Annotated in this window: 16 protein-coding genes and 1 riboswitch; of the genes, 6 read left to right on the top strand and 10 right to left on the bottom strand. The window is 49.7% G+C overall.

Annotation, left to right across the window (positions count from 1 at the left end; genetic code table 11):
• The first annotated feature begins 190 nt into the window (after nt 1-190).
• The 4 genes from HP399_RS27860 (at nt 191) to HP399_RS27870 (ending at nt 2,658) form a co-directional block, all read left to right on the top strand.
• The gene (locus HP399_RS27860; RefSeq protein ID WP_173618359.1) at nt 191-730 is read left to right on the top strand and encodes a YgaP family membrane protein; all 540 of its coding nucleotides are present in this window, start codon (nt 191-193) and stop codon (nt 728-730) included.
• 18 nt (nt 731-748) lie between these two features.
• Nucleotides 749-883: an EYxxD motif small membrane protein gene (locus tag HP399_RS31050; RefSeq protein WP_007717348.1), complete on the top strand. Its 135-nt coding sequence runs from the start codon at nt 749-751 to the stop codon at nt 881-883.
• 171 nt (nt 884-1,054) lie between these two features.
• Nucleotides 1,055-1,438 carry a MarR family winged helix-turn-helix transcriptional regulator gene (locus tag HP399_RS27865; protein ID WP_017249722.1) on the top strand — a complete coding sequence of 128 codons (384 nt, stop codon included), beginning with the start codon at nt 1,055-1,057 and terminating at the stop codon, nt 1,436-1,438.
• Between the two features lie 11 nt (nt 1,439-1,449).
• On the top strand, nt 1,450-2,658 hold the full coding sequence (locus HP399_RS27870) for an MFS transporter (protein ID WP_173618360.1): 1,209 nt from the start codon (nt 1,450-1,452) through the stop codon (nt 2,656-2,658).
• 60 nt (nt 2,659-2,718) lie between these two features.
• Here the strand turns inward: HP399_RS27870 and purD are convergent, their stop codons facing one another.
• The 3 genes from purD to HP399_RS27885 all read right to left on the bottom strand — a co-directional run bounded on the left by purD (nt 2,719) and on the right by HP399_RS27885 (nt 6,187).
• Entirely contained in the window at nt 2,719-3,996 is a 1,278-nt protein-coding gene (gene purD / locus HP399_RS27875; protein ID WP_173618361.1) for a phosphoribosylamine--glycine ligase, read from the bottom strand.
• Nucleotides 3,997-4,077: 81 nt separating this feature from the next.
• Nucleotides 4,078-5,628 carry a bifunctional phosphoribosylaminoimidazolecarboxamide formyltransferase/IMP cyclohydrolase gene (gene purH / locus HP399_RS27880; RefSeq protein ID WP_173618362.1) on the bottom strand — a complete coding sequence of 517 codons (1,551 nt, stop codon included), beginning with the start codon at nt 5,626-5,628 and terminating at the stop codon, nt 4,078-4,080.
• A 181-nt stretch (nt 5,629-5,809) separates the two neighbouring features.
• On the bottom strand, nt 5,810-6,187 hold the full coding sequence (locus HP399_RS27885; protein ID WP_173618363.1) for a hypothetical protein: 378 nt from the start codon (nt 6,185-6,187) through the stop codon (nt 5,810-5,812).
• A 171-nt stretch (nt 6,188-6,358) separates the two neighbouring features.
• Between HP399_RS27885 and HP399_RS27890 the strand changes: the two genes are divergently transcribed.
• Both HP399_RS27890 and HP399_RS27895 read left to right on the top strand, forming a co-directional pair.
• A complete protein-coding gene (locus HP399_RS27890; protein ID WP_173618364.1) occupies nt 6,359-8,482 on the top strand; it encodes a sensor domain-containing protein in 2,124 nt (707 codons plus the stop codon).
• Nucleotides 8,483-8,601: 119 nt separating this feature from the next.
• Nucleotides 8,602-8,770, top strand: a riboswitch (M-box (ykoK) riboswitch).
• A 292-nt stretch (nt 8,771-9,062) separates the two neighbouring features.
• Nucleotides 9,063-9,998 carry a magnesium transporter CorA family protein gene (locus HP399_RS27895; protein WP_173618365.1) on the top strand — a complete coding sequence of 312 codons (936 nt, stop codon included), beginning with the start codon at nt 9,063-9,065 and terminating at the stop codon, nt 9,996-9,998.
• Nucleotides 9,999-10,058: 60 nt separating this feature from the next.
• Here the strand turns inward: HP399_RS27895 and purN are convergent, their stop codons facing one another.
• Genes purN through purC form a run of 7 tightly spaced genes read right to left on the bottom strand, consistent with a single transcriptional unit; the run spans nt 10,059 to nt 17,016 of the window.
• The gene (gene purN, locus HP399_RS27900; RefSeq protein ID WP_173618366.1) at nt 10,059-10,667 is read right to left on the bottom strand and encodes a phosphoribosylglycinamide formyltransferase; all 609 of its coding nucleotides are present in this window, start codon (nt 10,665-10,667) and stop codon (nt 10,059-10,061) included.
• On the bottom strand, nt 10,661-11,701 hold the full coding sequence (gene purM / locus HP399_RS27905) for a phosphoribosylformylglycinamidine cyclo-ligase (protein WP_173618367.1): 1,041 nt from the start codon (nt 11,699-11,701) through the stop codon (nt 10,661-10,663). Before purM ends, purN begins: the two co-directional genes overlap by 7 nt.
• 30 nt (nt 11,702-11,731) lie before the next feature.
• Nucleotides 11,732-13,150, bottom strand: coding sequence for an amidophosphoribosyltransferase (gene purF / locus HP399_RS27910; protein ID WP_106841037.1), 1,419 nt, complete (start codon nt 13,148-13,150; stop codon nt 11,732-11,734).
• Nucleotides 13,135-15,378, bottom strand: a complete 2,244-nt coding sequence (purL, locus tag HP399_RS27915) for a phosphoribosylformylglycinamidine synthase subunit PurL (protein ID WP_173618368.1) — start codon at nt 15,376-15,378, stop codon at nt 13,135-13,137. Before purL ends, purF begins: the two co-directional genes overlap by 16 nt.
• Nucleotides 15,359-16,051 (bottom strand): phosphoribosylformylglycinamidine synthase subunit PurQ, encoded by a 693-nt coding sequence (gene purQ, locus HP399_RS27920; protein WP_173618369.1) that lies wholly within the window; start codon nt 16,049-16,051, stop codon nt 15,359-15,361. Before purQ ends, purL begins: the two co-directional genes overlap by 20 nt.
• A 4-nt stretch (nt 16,052-16,055) precedes the next feature.
• Nucleotides 16,056-16,304 (bottom strand): phosphoribosylformylglycinamidine synthase subunit PurS, encoded by a 249-nt coding sequence (purS, locus tag HP399_RS27925; protein ID WP_007717324.1) that lies wholly within the window; start codon nt 16,302-16,304, stop codon nt 16,056-16,058.
• Nucleotides 16,297-17,016: a phosphoribosylaminoimidazolesuccinocarboxamide synthase gene (purC, locus tag HP399_RS27930; RefSeq protein ID WP_173618370.1), complete on the bottom strand. Its 720-nt coding sequence runs from the start codon at nt 17,014-17,016 to the stop codon at nt 16,297-16,299. Before purC ends, purS begins: the two co-directional genes overlap by 8 nt.
• Nucleotides 17,017-17,116 lie beyond the last annotated feature (100 nt).

Here is a 17,116-nt window from a genome sequence, read left to right on the forward strand (position 1 = left end):
TTCTTCTCTCCTTGTCGGTCTGCCGATGTTTTTAACAAATGAACGATCATTCATTTCTCTCTACAGCTTCGCCGCCCATAAATCATTCCCCTGCAAGCTTGGTGATGGTAGTAACAATTCCCACGGGTGTCTTGTCGTCCTTCATCGCAGACTATCGAATAGAAGTAATTGCGACAGGAGGACAACTCTCATGCATAAAAACGTAGGTAGAACTGACGCGATGATTCGCATGACTGGCGGTCTCTTAGGCTTGGCATACGGCATCGGAAGAATGAGTCGTCGCCCATACAATGCACCATGGCTGCTCATGGCTTTTTCAGCAATGCAAGTAGCAGAAGGAGCTACGCGCTTTTGTCCGATGTACGCTGCGATGGGCATCAATACGACAAAAGGGAATGGCATGCAGGGCATGATGGATCAGCTCAAGAAAAAAGGCGTGCAGATGGCGGTCAATCAGTTTACGCGCTCCATGAATATTGCGCCCATCAAAGACACGAGCAACAACCAAGATGATGCGAGCAATACTCCATCAACCACCAACAAGACAAACATACAGTATTCTGCAAGCCCACAATCATCAGCGAACCAGGAAAAACAACCAATCAACAATCAGCAAAACACGGAGCTTACCCCTGAGGATCAACTTCTTGAAAAGGCGGCAAGAGAGTTCATCTCTTTTCGTTCCCAAGAAAATAACAACAGCAGCAATCGCTACCCCACGTACACATAAGGAGAGGAGGCACTGCATATGCTTGTCGGCTCCCAGATGTATGAATGGATGTCCCATAACTTCTTTGTTATTGCCACGATCATTGGCGTCATCGGGGTGATGGGATATTACTTCTTTCGGACGTCGAGAAGAAAAGGAAGATATCGTCAGTAAAGGAGAAACAACCAACCGCCTGTCATCGGGCGGTTTTTTCCATTTACATAATTACTTGTTATGCATATAATTGTCATTGCAAGTATTTTTGAACGAAAGAGGGTCATGTCCCTGATCGATCATTGGCAAAAAGAACCGGTTGGATTTCTCATTGGAAATACATACCGGAGAATGATTCATTATGTTTCCCTTTTTTTAAAGGAGTTTGATTTGACCACGGAGCAGTTTGCTGTCCTTTATCGGCTACGAGAAGAAGAGGGCATCAATCAAAAAGAGCTGGCCCAGCGCTCGGCCAAGGATCAGCCTTCCATGACACGTATTTTAGACACACTCGCCAAAAAAGGCTTTATTGAAAAGACATTGAGCGAACAAGACCGCCGCGCCTACATCATTACCCTTTCCCCGAAAGGACGGGAATGGATTGAGCAGGCGATTCCTGTAGAGGCTCATGCCGTTGCAGACATTTTGGAAGGGATCTCTCCTGAAAAGCTGGCCTTCTTGCGAGAAATCTTGCTGGAGATTAACGAGAACATCAATAGAAAAACGACAGACTAGGAGTGACAGCATTGGGAGAGAGTAGAGAGAGACTGTGGACGAGAGATTTTGTCCTGTTAACTGTATGCAATTTGTTGTTGTTTCTCACTGTTCAAATGCAGACCCCTACCTTTCCTGCCTATGTGAAGGAAGCGTATCAGGCCAATGATTTTGTCGTCAGCCTGGTCATTAGCTTGTTTTCACTTGCAGCAGTGATCGCAAGGGTGTTTACCGGGGAAGCATTGAAAACGAAAAGCAGTAAGCTCTTGGCGATCGTAGCACTTGGATTCGTCGCGATTTTTAGCGCAGGCTATTACTGGGCGGGAAGCCTTGTTTTCTTTCTTCTGTTGCGAATCTTGGTCGGCATCGGCTTTGGGATGGGAAGCACGACCTTTCCGACGATTGTCTCCAATGTGATTCCTACCAAACGGATCGGCGAAGGCATGGGGTATTTCGGCTTATCGACCAGCTTGGCAATGGCACTCGGCCCATTGATTGGACTTGGCCTGTTGAATTGGTTTGGATTCGGATCGATGCTCATGGTTCTCGTGTTGTTAGTTGCCATTATTTTTCCGTTGATGCATTTTATCCGCGCCTACAATCAGCTTCCTGTGTCGTCCGGGAACGCCCAAACTGTCACAGGCATTCGACGTTTTTATGATAAAAAACTGCTGCTTCCGGCTGGATTGAATTTTTGTTTGTCTATTACGTATGGCGGGATTCTCAGCTTTTTGGCCTTGTACGGAAAAGAAGCCCACATTGAGAATGTCGGCTGGTTTTTCCTTACGAATGCACTAGCGATGGTGTTGGTTCGTCCGTTTTCCGGCAAGCTGTATGATCGCAAAGGCCACATTGCCGTCCTGCCTCCCGGTGCGATTTTCGTCGGGGTCAGCCTCTTGCTCCTGTCCCTGACAACGACAGAGTCCCTGCTTCTCGTCTCTGCTGCCTTCTACGGGCTTGGCTACGGCATGATTCAGCCATCTATCCAGGCGTGGATGGTGAAGGTCGTCACACCTGAGCAACGCGGCATGGCGAACGGACTGTTCTTTAATTCCATCGATCTGGGTATCGCGGTCGGCTCTGTGCTCCTCGGCGTCATCGCGACACATTCGAGCTACTCTGTCATGTACCGCTGGTCGGCAACGTGCTTGCTGCTGTTCCTCATTGTTTATTTCCTTTCGCAGCTGGCTGCGGCCAAAGCGAAAAAAGCGGCGGTTGCGAGTGAGAACGTTGGTATGTAATAACTAAAACAAGCTGTTCCCCAAGTAGAAATTTCTACAGAAGGAACAGCTTGTTCTTTTTTATCCCTTTTGCTGATACTTCATCGCTCGTGCCGCAATATCCGTGCGATACTGCGCCCCATCAAACGAAATCCCTTGCACCTTCGCGTACGCCGTCTCACGTGCCTGCGCCAAATCCGCTCCTGTTGCCACGACGCCAAGTACACGGCCACCGCTCGTAACGATGCCTTCCTCGGTTTCCTTCGTACCTGCGTGAAATACCGTAGCTCCCTCGTTTGCCTGACCCAGTCCGTGAATCAACGCACCCTTTGGATATTCTCCCGGATAACCCGGCGCTGCCATGACGACACAGACAGCACTTCCTTTTTGCCATGTCACATCGACTGCATCGAGCTCGCCATTGACCGTTCCGACAAAAATATCCAGCAAATCTGTTTCGAGCAACGGCAAGAGCACTTGTGTCTCTGGATCACCAAAACGCGCATTGAACTCCACGACTTTTGGTCCTTGCTCCGTAATCATCAGACCTGTGTAGAGAATGCCTTTGAACGGAATGCCATCCTTGGCCATCCCTGACGCCATCGGCTGGACAATCGTTTTGACGATCTCGTCCACCAGCTCAGCAGACATTTGCGGTACCGGGGCGTATGTTCCCATGCCGCCTGTATTAGGGCCACGGTCATCATTGAAAATTCGCTTATGATCCTGAGAAGTAATCATCGGCTTAACCGTCTCTCCATCGACGAAAGACAGCATTGACAGCTCTTCGCCGAACATGCACTCCTCAATGACCACGCGCGCTCCCGCTTCACCAAAAACGCTTTCCTGCATGATCTGACGGAGTGCCTCTTCTGCTTCCTCCACCGTCTCTGCGACAACGACCCCTTTCCCCGCCGCCAAGCCGTCCGCTTTGACAACGATAGGAGCCCCCTGCTCTCTCACGTACGCACTCGCCGACTCGAAATCCAGGAACGATTCATAAGCAGACGTCGGAATCTCGTAGCGTTTCATTAAACTTTTCGCAAAAGACTTGCTGCCCTCGATCATGGCCGCTTTTTGGTTCGGGCCATAGATCGGCAGATTGCGCTCCTCGAAAAAGTCCACAATCCCCGCCAGCAAAGGATCTTCCGGGCCAACGACAGTCAGATCGATTCCCTCATCCTTGACGAATTGAACCAGTGCAGCAAAATCATGGACGCCAATCGGCACGTTTTGTGCAATTTGGGCGGTGCCCCCATTTCCTGGCGCACAGTATACCTTTGTCACTTTAGAGCTCTGCAACAGCTTCCAGGCAATCGTGTGTTCTCGACCGCCGCCGCCGATCACTAATATTTTCATCGTATTTCCTCCTGTGTGAGAGGTGATCCACTCTTTAGTACGTGTTTAAAAAAGCGAACGTTACTCCCCGAATAGCCTCTTTTAGTGCTTGAAATGACGAGTGCCGGTAAAGATCATTGCAATGCCCGCTCGGTTACATGCATCAATGGATTCTTGGTCGCGAATGGAGCCGCCTGGCTGAATGATAGCGGTAATCCCTGCTTTAGCTGCCGCTTCCACGGTATCTCCCATTGGGAAAAACGCATCCGAAGCCATTACCGCGCCACTTGCTAATGCACCTGCTTGCTCGATGGCGATTTTCGCTGCGCCAACGCGGTTCATCTGGCCTGCACCCACGCCGATAGTCATATTATCTTTTGCCAAGAGAATCGCATTCGATTTGACGTGCTTGACGACCTTCCACGCGAATTTCAACTGTGCCAGTTCCTCTTCCGAAGGCTTGCGGTCTGTAACCACTTGAATCTCGCTTTCTTCGAGCTGCTTGTAGTCGAAATCTTGAATGAGTGCCCCGCCTGCAACAGGAGCCACGCGGAACAGATTGTCCACTTTTTTGGCTGGTTCATTCAGCGCAGGAATACGCAAGAGACGCAGGTTCTTTTTCTCAGCTAGAACAGCCAACGCCTCTTCGCTGAAGTCTGGTGCGATGATAATTTCCAAGAAAATCTCTTTCATCGCGAGGGCGGTGTCACGGTCAATCAGGCGGTTTGCTGCCACGATCCCACCGAAAATAGAGACAGGGTCTGCTTCGTACGCTTTTTGGTAAGCAGCGCGAATATCAGTGCCGATCCCTACTCCACAAGGGTTGGAGTGTTTAATCGCAACGACAGCAGGTTCAGCGAATTCACGTACAATCGCCAACGCTGCATCTGCGTCATTGATGTTGTTATAGGAAAGCTCTTTTCCTTGCAGTTGACTCGCATTCCCGATGCTCAACTGATCCGATAACGGCTCCCGGTAAAATGCCGCACGTTGATGTGGATTTTCTCCATAGCGTAAATCCTGTGCTTTCTCGTAAGTCACCGTGTAGCTCTCAGGCAACAGTTCGCCCACCTGCTCACTCAAATAGCGAGAGATCAAGGCATCATAGGCAGCTGTATGACGGAAAACTTTTGCAGCCAGCTTGCGACGGGTTTCTAGCGTAGTATCGCCATTTGCTTCAATTTCTTCTGCTACTTTTTCATAATCGGCTGCATCGACCACTACACTGACGAACGCGTGATTTTTCGCAGCAGAACGCAGCATCGTTGGTCCACCAATATCAATATTCTCAATGGCATCTTCATATGTCACGTCTGGCTTCGCTATCGTTTCCTTGAAAGGATAAAGGTTCACGACAACCAGATCAATGGTTTCAATCCCTAGGTCCTTTAGTTGCTGAACATGTGCTTCACTGTCCCTTACAGCCAAGAGGCCGCTGTGGATATTGGGATGCAACGTTTTGACGCGACCATCCAAAATTTCTGGAAATCCAGTCACTTCAGAAATGCCAATGACGGGAACTCCCTCTGCTTTTAAGAGAGAAGCCGTACCTCCGGTAGAAATGATCTGTACCCCTGCGGCTACCAATCGACGGGCAAACGGAATTAATCCTGTCTTGTCAGAAACGCTGATCAACGCTTTTTTCACACTCACGGATAGAACCTCCTGAATTTTAGTGAAAACATGAGTAACTATCGACCAAAACACGAACAATACTTACATATTATAAAATAATTGTACGCTATTATCAATAACTTCGTCAGGAAAACAAACGCAGCCGCCCATGCCTGTTCGGCACTTGCGACTGCATACACCTGCATTTGCTTTGATGAAGTTATCGTTTTTTCTTGCCTTTGCCTGATAGCTTTTTGATGCGACCCGACAGTGAGACTGATTTGCTTTTGGCAGTCGCCCTGATTGGCTTGATCGGCTTCTTCGACTTGCGGCTCTTCGCCTTTACTTCTTTGGGCATTAAGTTCCCTAACTCTTCCATAGAGATGGATTCGCCGTCCTTTACACGATCCCTGACGCGCTCTTTCGTCTCCTCTGGCACTTCGAATCCCATGTTTCCCAGCTCATCGAGCAACGTATCTACATTGGCTCCGCCCTTCGGCATTTTTTCCGCTAGCTTCATAATATCGTTAAGCGTCCATTGCCGCCCTGTTTTTTGGCTTAGCTTATCGAGCAAGTTCGAAACAAAATCTCCGCTCAAGTCGGCCCCTCCCTTTGTGGGAATATCCCTCTCTTACTGTATGTCACAAGAGTTGATTTGGTTTGTCATGATTCGCGGAGGAAGGAAAGCTGTCCAAATATTGACAATGATTTTCAGTTTCATATAACATTTGAATGATACCAAACAAAATCCAACAGTCCGGGGGCCCACATGAACTTTATTCGAAATTCTCTGTTTTCTCCGCCTGTTGACGGTTCTTTGGGTGGCTTCTCGTCCTCTACCCTTCATGTAACCCTTTTACAACCGATCTTGGAGCATATGGAAGCAGGGGTGACCGTTTACGGGCTTGACGGCAATATCCTTTTTTTCAACAAAGCTGCCAAACAATTCGGCATGTCCGAACCGATAAATCTGCACGAGCAAACATACGGCTCTTCTGCCTTTTATCATCCAGACGGCATTACTCCTGTAGCTTTTGGGGAGTTGCCGTCTGTTCGAGTATTACGCGGGGAAATCGTCAATGGCCAGGAATTATGGACACAACCGAGCGGAAAAGCCGTTTCGATTCTCGTAGCCAATGGGAAGCTCCTCACCCAAGCATCTGGTGAGCCTGTTGGGGCCCTGATCGTTACACACGATATTACGGAGCGCAAATGGGCTGAGCAACGGCTGGAGGTTAGCGAACAGCGCTACAAATCACTGTTTGAGCACAACCCGGACATCGTGTGCTGGCTGGATCTGGCAGGCAAGTTCTTGAATCTGAATCCTGCGTTTGAAGTCGTCATCGGCTACAGCCTGAACGATCTGCGCAACCAGTCCTTTCATCAGTTGATGGACAGAGAAGGCGTCAAGCGCGTCCTCTCGATGTCACGTCATACACAAAAAGGCGAATCCGATAATTACGATCTGTCTGTGTTCCATAAAACTGGAGCGCGAATTGAGCTAAACGCCACCGTCGTTCCTATTGTCGTAAACGAGACCACTGTCGGCTATTTTGTCATTGCCAAAGATATTACCAAACGCAAAGAAACGGAGAGAATGATTCACTACCTTGCCTACCATGATACGTTGACCGGGCTGCCCAATCGCTCCTTATTCCAAAGCAAGCTGGAAGATTCGCTACTCCATGCCTCTCACCAGGCACAACCGCTTGCGATCCTGTTTCTGGACTTGGATCGCTTCAAATACATCAACGATACACTCGGCCATTCCACCGGGGATAGTCTGCTTACGCAAATTGCCGAGCGCTTGCGAGACAGCGTCGGTCCTCATGATACCGTTTCCCGTCTGGGCGGGGACGAATTTACGATCATCCTGCCAGGAATGGCTCACGATGAAGCGATGGATTTTGCTGAAAAGCTCATGCAAAAGCTCATCTCACCGATCTTTTTGGGCAACCAAAGCTTCGTGGTCACTACCAGTATTGGCATCAGTCTCTTCCCTCAAGATGGGACCGACGCTGAAACCTTGATAAAAAATGCGGACACAGCGATGTACCAAGCTAAGGAACACGGCAGAAACAACTATCAGTTTTTTTGCCCCGAACTGAATGTTGCTCTCGCCAAAAAAATGATGCTGGAAGCCGGACTTCGAACCGCATTGGATAACAACGAGTTTCAGCTGCATTACCAGCCGCAGTACGATCATGAAAAGATTGTTGGCCTGGAAGCCTTGATTCGATGGCAGCATCCTGTATATGGAATCGTGTCCCCTCTTGATTTCATTCCCCTAGCCGAGGAGACGGGCTTGATCATCCCAATCGGTCAATGGGTGCTGGAAAAAGCCTGCCAACAATGCGTAGAATGGCAGCAGCAAGGCTTGCCACCTGTACGTCTCGCCGTAAACTTGTCCATGCGCCAGTTGCAAGACAAGCATCTGGTGACAATGGTCCAGCAAACATTGCAAAAGACAGGAATCTCCCCTGCTTACCTTGAGCTTGAAATTACCGAGAGCATTGCCATGCATCGACTCGATACAGTCATCCCGCGTCTTCAGGCACTTCAAGACATGGGAATTCATATTTCCATCGATGATTTCGGGACAGGCTATAGCTCGTTAAGCTGCTTGCAGTCGCTCCCGATCAACTCTTTGAAAATTGATCAGTCTTTCATGCGTAACATGTCTACCAACACATCAAATACGTCCATCGTGTCCGCGATTGCTGCCATGGCCCATAGCTTGAGTCTTTCTCTAGTAGCCGAGGGCGTGGAGACAGAAGCGCAGCTGGAATTTTTACGCTCGCTTGGCTGTAGCACTTTCCAAGGCTATTTTTTCAGCAAACCTATTCCGGCAACGGAATGTGAGTGGTTGTTGGCAAACATCGCAGCAAAATAGGGTGAGTCGGTCATAGTTAGAAGCCGACACCGTATGAAAGGACATGAATAACATGCATGTAGGACGAGAAAACGTGATTGACAAATACTGGTGACAGGAATACGATGACAAAGTCAATCATTCATCCTCGTTAGGTGAGGCTCCTATACAAACATAGGCCACTGCCCGGAAATATCGAAAGATGCCAATGGGTAGAACAGGAACTGCCGAACTAAGGCTTTTCTTAAGGTGGCTAAGGAATGTTTCCTTTACGTTGTATAGTGCCAAAGCTCTGGTAGGGGGAGAAAAAGTGGTGTTATTTTGTGCACTTTTCTAACCCTCTAGATTTCGCTAGAGGGTTTTTATTTTTGAAAGGGGGAACGTTTTAATGGACAGTAGTCCAAGTTGCGGAATGAATAACTGCAATCAATATTGTGTACGGAGAATTTTCCGACCTTGTGGCGCTGCGGCATGTTCCCCATACCTTATTTGACATTCTCCCTTTTTATGGGACGAGTGTATGTAAGTATCTTTATGTAGACATGCTTGCGCAACATGGTCGTATCCCTCCGATCCTTATTTGCGAAAGGATGAGAAAACCATGTTGAACATTTACAAAACGAATGCCATGGGAAAAATAGAAGAACTGCATCAATTTGAAAAAGGCTGCTGGATCCATCTAACCGATCCTTCTGAGCAAGAAAAGCAACAAGTCGTCAGGGAGTTGTCGATTGACCTTCATTTTTTGCAGGATGCCCTTGATGACGAAGAAATCGGACGGATCGACAAGGACGGAAACCGCGTAATGCTCTACGTGGACATCCCTATCTCCACGAAGGAAGGGGCGAAGGACAACTATACGACGGTTCCGCTGGGAATCATGGTGATGGAAGATTATATCTTAACCGTTTGCCTGGTAGAAACGGCTGTCATGAATGAGTTCGTCCAAGGGAAAGTGAAAAACTTTCACACGCATATGCGAAACCGATTCGTCCTACAAATTTTATCGAATACGTCGCATGATTATTTGCAGTACTTGAAAAAAATCAACAAGCAGACAGGAACCCTGGAAAAATCGTTGCGACAATCGACGAAAAACAATGAACTGCTTACCTTGCTTGAATTGCAGAAAGGCCTCGTTTATTTTTCGACGTCCCTGGAAACGAACAGTCTGTTGATCTCGCTGCTTCGGAGTGGCAGTTATTTGAAAATGTACGAAGAAGATAAGGAACTGCTGGAAGAAGTAAAAATCGAAACCAAACAGGCCATCAAAATGACGGAAATCTATACCGCCATTTTAGGGAACATCATGAATGGCTTTGGCTCCGTCATCTCCAACAATCTGAATCGCGTAGTGAAGCTGTTGACCGCCATTACCATTGTCATCACCTTACCTATGGTGATCGGCACCTTTTACGGGATGAACGTCCCGCTTCCTTTTCAGGATCATCCGCACGCATTCACGATCATTATGATCATGTCTACCGCCATTACGTCCGTAACAGCCCTCTTGTTTTGGAGAAAGAAGTATTTCTAAAACGAATAACCAAAAAACCGACATCGTAAAAGGATGTCGGTTTCTTTTTGATCTCTCGATTTATGTCAGCTGGACAAGCCGTCCTTCCAGCTTCACTCTCTCTTCTGCTAAATAGCCAATGACCTTCACCAAAAGCTCATGCTCCACAGCATGGATGCGAGCCGCCAAAGTCTCAGCCGTATCTGCTTCTTGCACCGCTACGGGAATCTGGGCAATGATCGGTCCTGTGTCCAGACCGGCATCAACCAGATGTACCGTTACCCCCGTTATCTTTACCCCGTAAGCGAGTGCTTGACCAATCGCGTCTTTTCCTGGGAAAGCAGGCAAAAGAGATGGATGCAGATTGATGATTTTTCCTTCGTAGTCAGACAAAAGAGTGTCGCCCACCAAACGCATGTAGCCTGCCAGCACAACCAGCGATATATCACGTTTTTGGAGCTGTGCCACTATTTCCTGCTCAAAAGCAGCCTTGTCTGCATACTCCTTCGGTTGAAAAACAAAGGCGTCGATCCCTAAACGCTCTGCGCGTTCCAAGACCTTGGCACCGGGCTTGTCGCACACGAGCAAGGCAACTTCTACACCTGTGAGCCTGCCTTCTTGTACAGCCTGCACGATCGCTTCAAAGTTGGAGCCGCTGCCTGAGGCGAAAATGGCCAGCTTTCTCACCATTCCACCCCGTTGTATACGACTTTGCGCTCTCCCGCTTGAATATGTCCGATCAAATACGCCTGTTCTCCCAGCTCTTGCAGCTTTTCCATAACACTCACTGCATCTTCCGGCTTCACGACGAGCATCATGCCAACGCCCATGTTGAACGTTTTGTACATATCCGGGTAAGAGATATTACCCGCCCCTTGTACCAGCTCGAAGATCGGCAGCACCGGCCAGGAACCAACGTTGATCACAGCCTGCATTCCTTCTGGAAGCACGCGCGGAATGTTTTCAGTAAAGCCGCCACCTGTGATGTGTGCCAGAGCTTTCACTTCATGTGACTCAAGAACGGATAACACTTGCTTCACGTAAATGCGGGTCGGTGTCAGCAGCTCTTCGCCGAGCTTTTTGCCCAATACGTCAACATGATCATGTAAGGACATGCCCTTGTCTGCCAAAAGAACCTTGCGAACGAGCGAGAATCCGTTGCTGTGTACGCCGCTGGAAGCCAGACCGATCAGTACATCTCCAGCTGCCACGGACGCTCCTGTAATCATTTTGCTCTCGTCCACGACACCTACGGTAAAGCCTGCGATGTCGTATTCGCCTTCTGCGTACATACCAGGCATCTCGGCAGTCTCCCCGCCAATCAGCGAGCAGCCGGACTGGGAGCAACCTTCCGCGATCCCTTTGACAATCGCTTCGATTTTTTCCGGAATGACCTTATCTACTGCCAGATAATCGAGGAAAAAGAGCGGCTCTGCCCCTTGAACCACTACGTCATTGACGCACATGGCGACAGCATCGATGCCAATTGTATCGTGTTTGTCCATGGCAAAAGCGAGCTTCAGCTTGGTTCCTACCCCATCTGTACCAGAAACGAGAATCGGTTTCTCGTATTTTTTGGTATCCAGGCGAAACAGTGCTCCGAACCCGCCCAAATCAGTCATAACTTCCGGGCGGAATGTTCGTTTGACGTGCTTTTTCATACGTTCGACGGCTTCGTTGCCCGCATCGATGTCTACGCCAGCTTGTTTATATGCTTCACTCATCGTTTCTCCCCCTACAAGAGGTTGCTTGTTTTAGCATTTAAGCGCAGGTAGCGCTTCTTCGAATTCAATCTCAGTCGGATATTCTCCGTTAAAGCATGCGAGGCAGTGTCCTCTATTAGGAGCCGAATCGGTGCGGCCAATTGCATCGATCATTCCTTCAACAGACAAGAACGACAGCGAATCAGCCTCAATGATTTGACGAATTTCCTCTACGGATTTTGTCGATGCAATCAGTTCCTCACGCGACGAGGTGTCGATGCCGTAAAAGCAAGAATTCATAACGGGCGGAGAGCTGATGCGCACATGCACTTCTTTGGCGCCAGCCTCACGCAGCATGCGGACGATCCGATTACTCGTCGTACCACGAACAATGGAGTCGTCAATCATGACTACGCGCTTGCCTTCCACTACCTTGCGAACCGCAGACAGCTTGAGATAGACAGCGCGCTCACGCAGCTCCTGACTCGGCTGAATGAAGGTACGTCCGACATAGCGGTTTTTGATCAAGCCGATTTCGTACGGAATTCCTGTCGCTTCCGCAAATCCGATAGCAGCAGAGATACTCGAATCCGGTACACCTGTGACGACATCAGCATCAATAGCGGATTCCAATGCCAGTTGCTTGCCCAGACGTTTGCGCGCCATGTGGACATTGATTCCGTCGATGTCACTGTCTGGTCGGGCAAAATAAATGTATTCAAACGTACAAATCGAACGCTGTGTCGTTTCGGTAAACTTGCTTTCCGTAATGCCATCCTTGTCAATGACGATCAGCTCACCCGGTTGCACGTCACGCCAATATTGCGCGCCGATAATATCAAATGCACAGGTCTCGGAAGCGACCGTGATCGCGTCGCCGAGACGTCCCAGTGACAGCGGACGCAAGCCATTCGGATCGAGGGCGATCACGAGCTGGTTCTCGTTCATGACGAGAAGCGCATACGCTCCCTTGATGTATTGCAGGGCGTCCTTTACCGCTCCCGGCAAATCCTTGCACTCAGAGCGGGCAATCAGATGTGCGATCACCTCAGTGTCGCTGGTCGTCTGAAAAATGGAGCCCTTTGCTTCCAGTTCTTTTCTAAGCACAGCGGCATTTACGAGATTCCCGTTGTGGGCAACAGCCATGCTGCCTTGTGCATAGCGGAAAAAGAGCGGTTGGGCATTTTCAATCTTGCTCGAGCCAGCCGTTGTATAACGGGTATGGCCGATTGCGATATGACCGCTGAACTTCTCCAGATCGCCCTTGCCAAAAGCCTCTGACACGAGACCCATTCCGCGGTGCTTATACCATTTCTCGCCGTCGGAGGCGCAGATACCTGCGCTCTCCTGACCGCGATGCTGAAGGGCGTGCAGACCCAGATAGGTCAATTGGGATGCTTCTTTGTGGTTGTAGATGCCAAAGACGCCGCATTCTTCGTTCAATTTGTCCCAGATTACCCGATCAAACATGGAATCGCATCCTTCCAGGCTGCTTTCACCTCTTGAGTCGAAGCGTTGATCGCTTCTGTACCGTTCACGTTCACTACCAGACGATCGCCGCCGACCGTACCGATGTTCTCGGCAGGTACGCCATGTTCACCTGCCAATGCGAGAATCGCCGCCGCTTGCTCCCCAGAAGCACTGAGCAAGATGCGAGATTGAGATTCACTGAACAAGAGCACGTCAGCACGCAGTTCGGACGCAAGAGCCACCTGCGCACCGAAGCCTTTGCCGAAGCCAGATTCAGCCAGTGCGACACCCAGACCACCTTCGGATAAATCGTGTGCGGAGTTCACCAGACCTTGGCGAATCGCTGTGAGAACCAGCTTTTGTACTGCCGCTTCCTTAGTCAGATCGATTTGTGGAGGACGTCCGGAAATGCTGCCCGTAGCCATCTTTTGATACTCACTGCCGCCCAGTTCAGCAAAGGTCTCGCCCAATAAGATGATCGCGTCGCCTTCGTTTTTGAAATCCTGGGTCGTAATATGGTCAACATCAGTGATCAAGCCTACCATTCCCACCGTTGGGGTTGGATAGATCGCGTCACCGCTGCGTTCATTGTAAAAGGATACGTTTCCGCCGATAACCGGAGCATCGAGTGCTACGCACGCTTCGCTCATGCCCTCGCACGATTTTTCAAATTGCCAGAACACCTCAGGCTTTTCCGGACTTCCGAAGTTCAAGCAGTCCGTAATCGCCAGCGGCTCTGCACCGGAGCAGACGACGTTGCGCGCAGATTCTGCAACCGCAATGGCACCGCCCACTTTTGGATCGAGGTACACATAGCGACCGTTGCAATCCGTACTCATGGCAAGCGCCTTGCGAGTACCGCGCACCATGACAACAGCAGCGTCAGAACCAGGCTTTACAGCTGTGTTTGCACGCACGATGTGATCGTATTGCTCGTATACCCACGCTTTATTCGCCACTGTTGGCTGAGCCAGCAAGCTTTTCAGCGTTACATTCAGATCTTTCGGTTCACTGATTGTAGCCACTGCATCTACATTCGCGTTTGCTTCGTAGTAAGCCGGCACCGCAGATGGACGATGGTACACAGGTGCGTCGTCTGCCAAGCTGTCTACTGGCACTTCGGCTACTACCTCACCTTGATGCACCAGGCGCAGCTTGCTGTCTTCCGTTACTTTACCCACTACAGCGGATGCCAAGCCCCATTTATCAAAAATCGCAATCGCTTCTGCCTCTTTGCCTTTTTCCACGACGACGAGCATGCGCTCCTGCGATTCAGACAACATCATTTCGTATGCAGACATGCCAGCTTCGCGCTGTGGCACCAGGTCGAGATTCATCTCGATTCCGTTTCCTGCCTTAGATGCCATCTCGGAGCTGGAGCTCGTCAAGCCAGCCGCTCCCATATCCTGAATCCCGACAACGATACCCGTGTCGATCAGCTCCAGGCACGCTTCCAGCAAGAGCTTTTCCATGAATGGATCGCCGACTTGTACTGCCGGGCGTTTTTTCTCCGACTCTTCTGTGAGCTCCTCGGATGCAAAGGTCGCCCCGTGAATACCATCGCGCCCTGTGCTGGAACCAACGTAGATAACAGGGTTGCCAATACCGGATGCTACCCCTTTTTGAATCTTCTCGTGATCGATCAAGCCGACGCACATAGCGTTAACAAGCGGATTGCCTTCATACGTAGGGTCGAAATTCACTTCGCCACCCACAGTCGGAATCCCGATGCAGTTCCCGTAGCCTGCGATACCTGCAACTACGTTTTCGAACAAATATTTGACGCGAGGAGACTTGAGCTCCCCGAATCGAAGCGAGTTGAGCAGCGCAATCGGACGCGCGCCCATCGAGAATACGTCACGGATGATACCGCCCACACCAGTCGCAGCCCCTTGGTACGGCTCGATCGCAGATGGGTGGTTATGGCTTTCGATTTTGAAAACAACCGCCTGATTGTCACCGATGTCGACAATACCCGCACCTTCCCCTGGTCCTTGCAAAACGCGAGGTCCTTTTGTCGGGAAACGACGCAGGACAGGCTTGGAGTTTTTGTAGGAGCAGTGCTCCGACCACATGACGCTGTACAGACCAGTCTCCGTCCAGTTCGGCTTGCGGCCGAGAATTTCTACGACACGCTGATATTCTTCGTCAGTCAGACCGATTTCTTTGTATAGTTTTTGATCGGCAATTTGTTCGGCTGTCGGTTCTTTATGCGTGAGTTGTGACACTGTTCTGTTCCCTCCAAGTCTTCAGGATCGAGGTAAACATGCGGCGTCCGTCATCGGAAGTCATCCAAGAGTGGACGGCACGCTCCGGGTGAGGCATCATGCCAAGTACGTTTCCACGTTCGTTGCAAATGCCCGCGATGTCTTCTAGTGAACCATTCGGATTCTCGCCATGATAGCGGAAAACGATCTGATTGTTCACTCTCAGCTTCGCCAGCGTTTCTTCATCACAGTAGTAGTTTCCTTCGCCATGCGCGATCGGAATTTGGATGACTTCCCCTGCCGCGAAATCACGGGTAAAGGAGGTAGCGTTGTTTTCCACACGCAATTCGGACAGCTTGCAACGGAATTTCAGTGAACGGTTGCGCAAGAGTGCTCCTGGCAACAGTCCGACTTCGGTCAGGATCTGGAAGCCATTACAGATTCCCATGATCAGCTTGCCTTCTTCTGCTGCCTTCACCACTTGCTCCATGACGGGTGAAAAACGAGCGACTGCACCACAGCGCAGATAATCTCCATAAGAGAATCCGCCTGGCAAGAGAATCGCATCATATTTAGAAAGATCCGTATCGGAATGCCATACGTAATCCACAGGCACTCCCATTACATCTTCAACTGCGTTAAACAAATCAATGTCGGCGTTCGAGCCTGGAAAGACGATAACGGCTACTCGCATATCCTTAGCCCTCCACGATATCAAAGCGATAGTCTTCTACCACCGTATTGGCCAACAGCTTTTCGCACATTTCACGTACACGCTCTTCTGCTTGCGCACGGTCAGAAGTGTTCAATTCCAGCTCCATGTACTTCCCGATGCGCGCATTGTTTACTTCATCAAAACCCAAGGTGTGCAGAGCACCTTTTACAGCGTGTCCTTGCGGGTCCAAAACACTCTCGCGCAATGTTACATAAACAACAGCTTTAAACATGTACGTCTCCTCCTAGTCTCGTAAGCATTTCTTTGTAAGCTTCCTCCACATTGCCCAAATCACGGCGGAAGCGGTCTTTGTCGAGCTTTTCATTTGTTACTGAATCCCAGAAACGGCATGTATCCGGGGATATTTCATCGGCGAGGAGAATCTCCCCGTCCGCTGTTTTTCCAAATTCCAGTTTGAAATCGACCAAGGTAATGTTGCGCTCGCGCAGGTAAGGCACGAGGACCTCATTTACAGCAAGACCCATGCGCTCCAATGTCGCTTGGTCACTCTCGCTCGCAATCCCCAACACTTTGATATGGGAGGCATTCACCAATGGATCTCCCAGTGCGTCATCCTTGTAGTAAAACTCGACAACTGGCTGCGGGAGCACAGTCCCTTCTTCCATGCCAAGACGCTTGGCCAATGAGCCTGCTGCGATATTGCGAACGACTACCTCCAAAGGGATAATCTCCACTTTGCGAACAACTTGCTCTGTGGCGGACAGCAAACGGACAAAATGGTTGTCGATGCCCCGCTCCTTCAGCATGGTGAAAAAGATTGCCGTAATACGGTTGTTCAGCTCACCTTTTCCGGTGATTTGCGCCCGTTTCTCTCCATTGAATGCTGTTGCGTCGTCTTTGTACTCTACCCAGTACTGATCAGACAAAGATGTCCGATAAATACGTTTTGCCTTACCTTCGTAGAGTTGTTCCTGTTTTTCCACCGTAGGAGTCACCTTCCCAGTCAAAAAGGTTGAGTTTAGGTTAATTCACGAACGTTTCAACTACATTAAAACACAAACATACGCATTTATCAACGAAAAA

The organism is Brevibacillus sp. DP1.3A, from assembly GCF_013284245.2.
In the GTDB taxonomy this organism is placed as follows: Bacteria; Bacillota; Bacilli; order Brevibacillales; family Brevibacillaceae; genus Brevibacillus.

What these genes read in the sequence shown, in the direction of transcription:
- purD (WP_173618361.1), bottom strand. Translation starts at nt 3,996, where the DNA reads ATGAAAATATTAGTGATCGGCGGCGGCGGTCGAGAACACACGATTGCC.
- purQ (WP_173618369.1), bottom strand. Translation starts at nt 16,051, where the DNA reads ATGCGAGTAGCCGTTATCGTCTTTCCAGGCTCGAACGCCGACATTGAT.
- HP399_RS27895 (WP_173618365.1), top strand. Translation starts at nt 9,063, where the DNA reads ATGTTGAACATTTACAAAACGAATGCCATGGGAAAAATAGAAGAACTG.
- HP399_RS27890 (WP_173618364.1), top strand. Translation starts at nt 6,359, where the DNA reads ATGAACTTTATTCGAAATTCTCTGTTTTCTCCGCCTGTTGACGGTTCT.
- purS (WP_007717324.1), bottom strand. Translation starts at nt 16,304, where the DNA reads ATGTTTAAAGCTGTTGTTTATGTAACATTGCGCGAGAGTGTTTTGGAC.
- HP399_RS27865 (WP_017249722.1), top strand. Translation starts at nt 1,055, where the DNA reads ATGATTCATTATGTTTCCCTTTTTTTAAAGGAGTTTGATTTGACCACG.
- purM (WP_173618367.1), bottom strand. Translation starts at nt 11,701, where the DNA reads ATGAGTGAAGCATATAAACAAGCTGGCGTAGACATCGATGCGGGCAAC.
- purF (WP_106841037.1), bottom strand. Translation starts at nt 13,150, where the DNA reads ATGTTTGATCGGGTAATCTGGGACAAATTGAACGAAGAATGCGGCGTC.
- HP399_RS27860 (WP_173618359.1), top strand. Translation starts at nt 191, where the DNA reads ATGCATAAAAACGTAGGTAGAACTGACGCGATGATTCGCATGACTGGC.
- purN (WP_173618366.1), bottom strand. Translation starts at nt 10,667, where the DNA reads ATGGTGAGAAAGCTGGCCATTTTCGCCTCAGGCAGCGGCTCCAACTTT.
- HP399_RS31050 (WP_007717348.1), top strand. Translation starts at nt 749, where the DNA reads ATGCTTGTCGGCTCCCAGATGTATGAATGGATGTCCCATAACTTCTTT.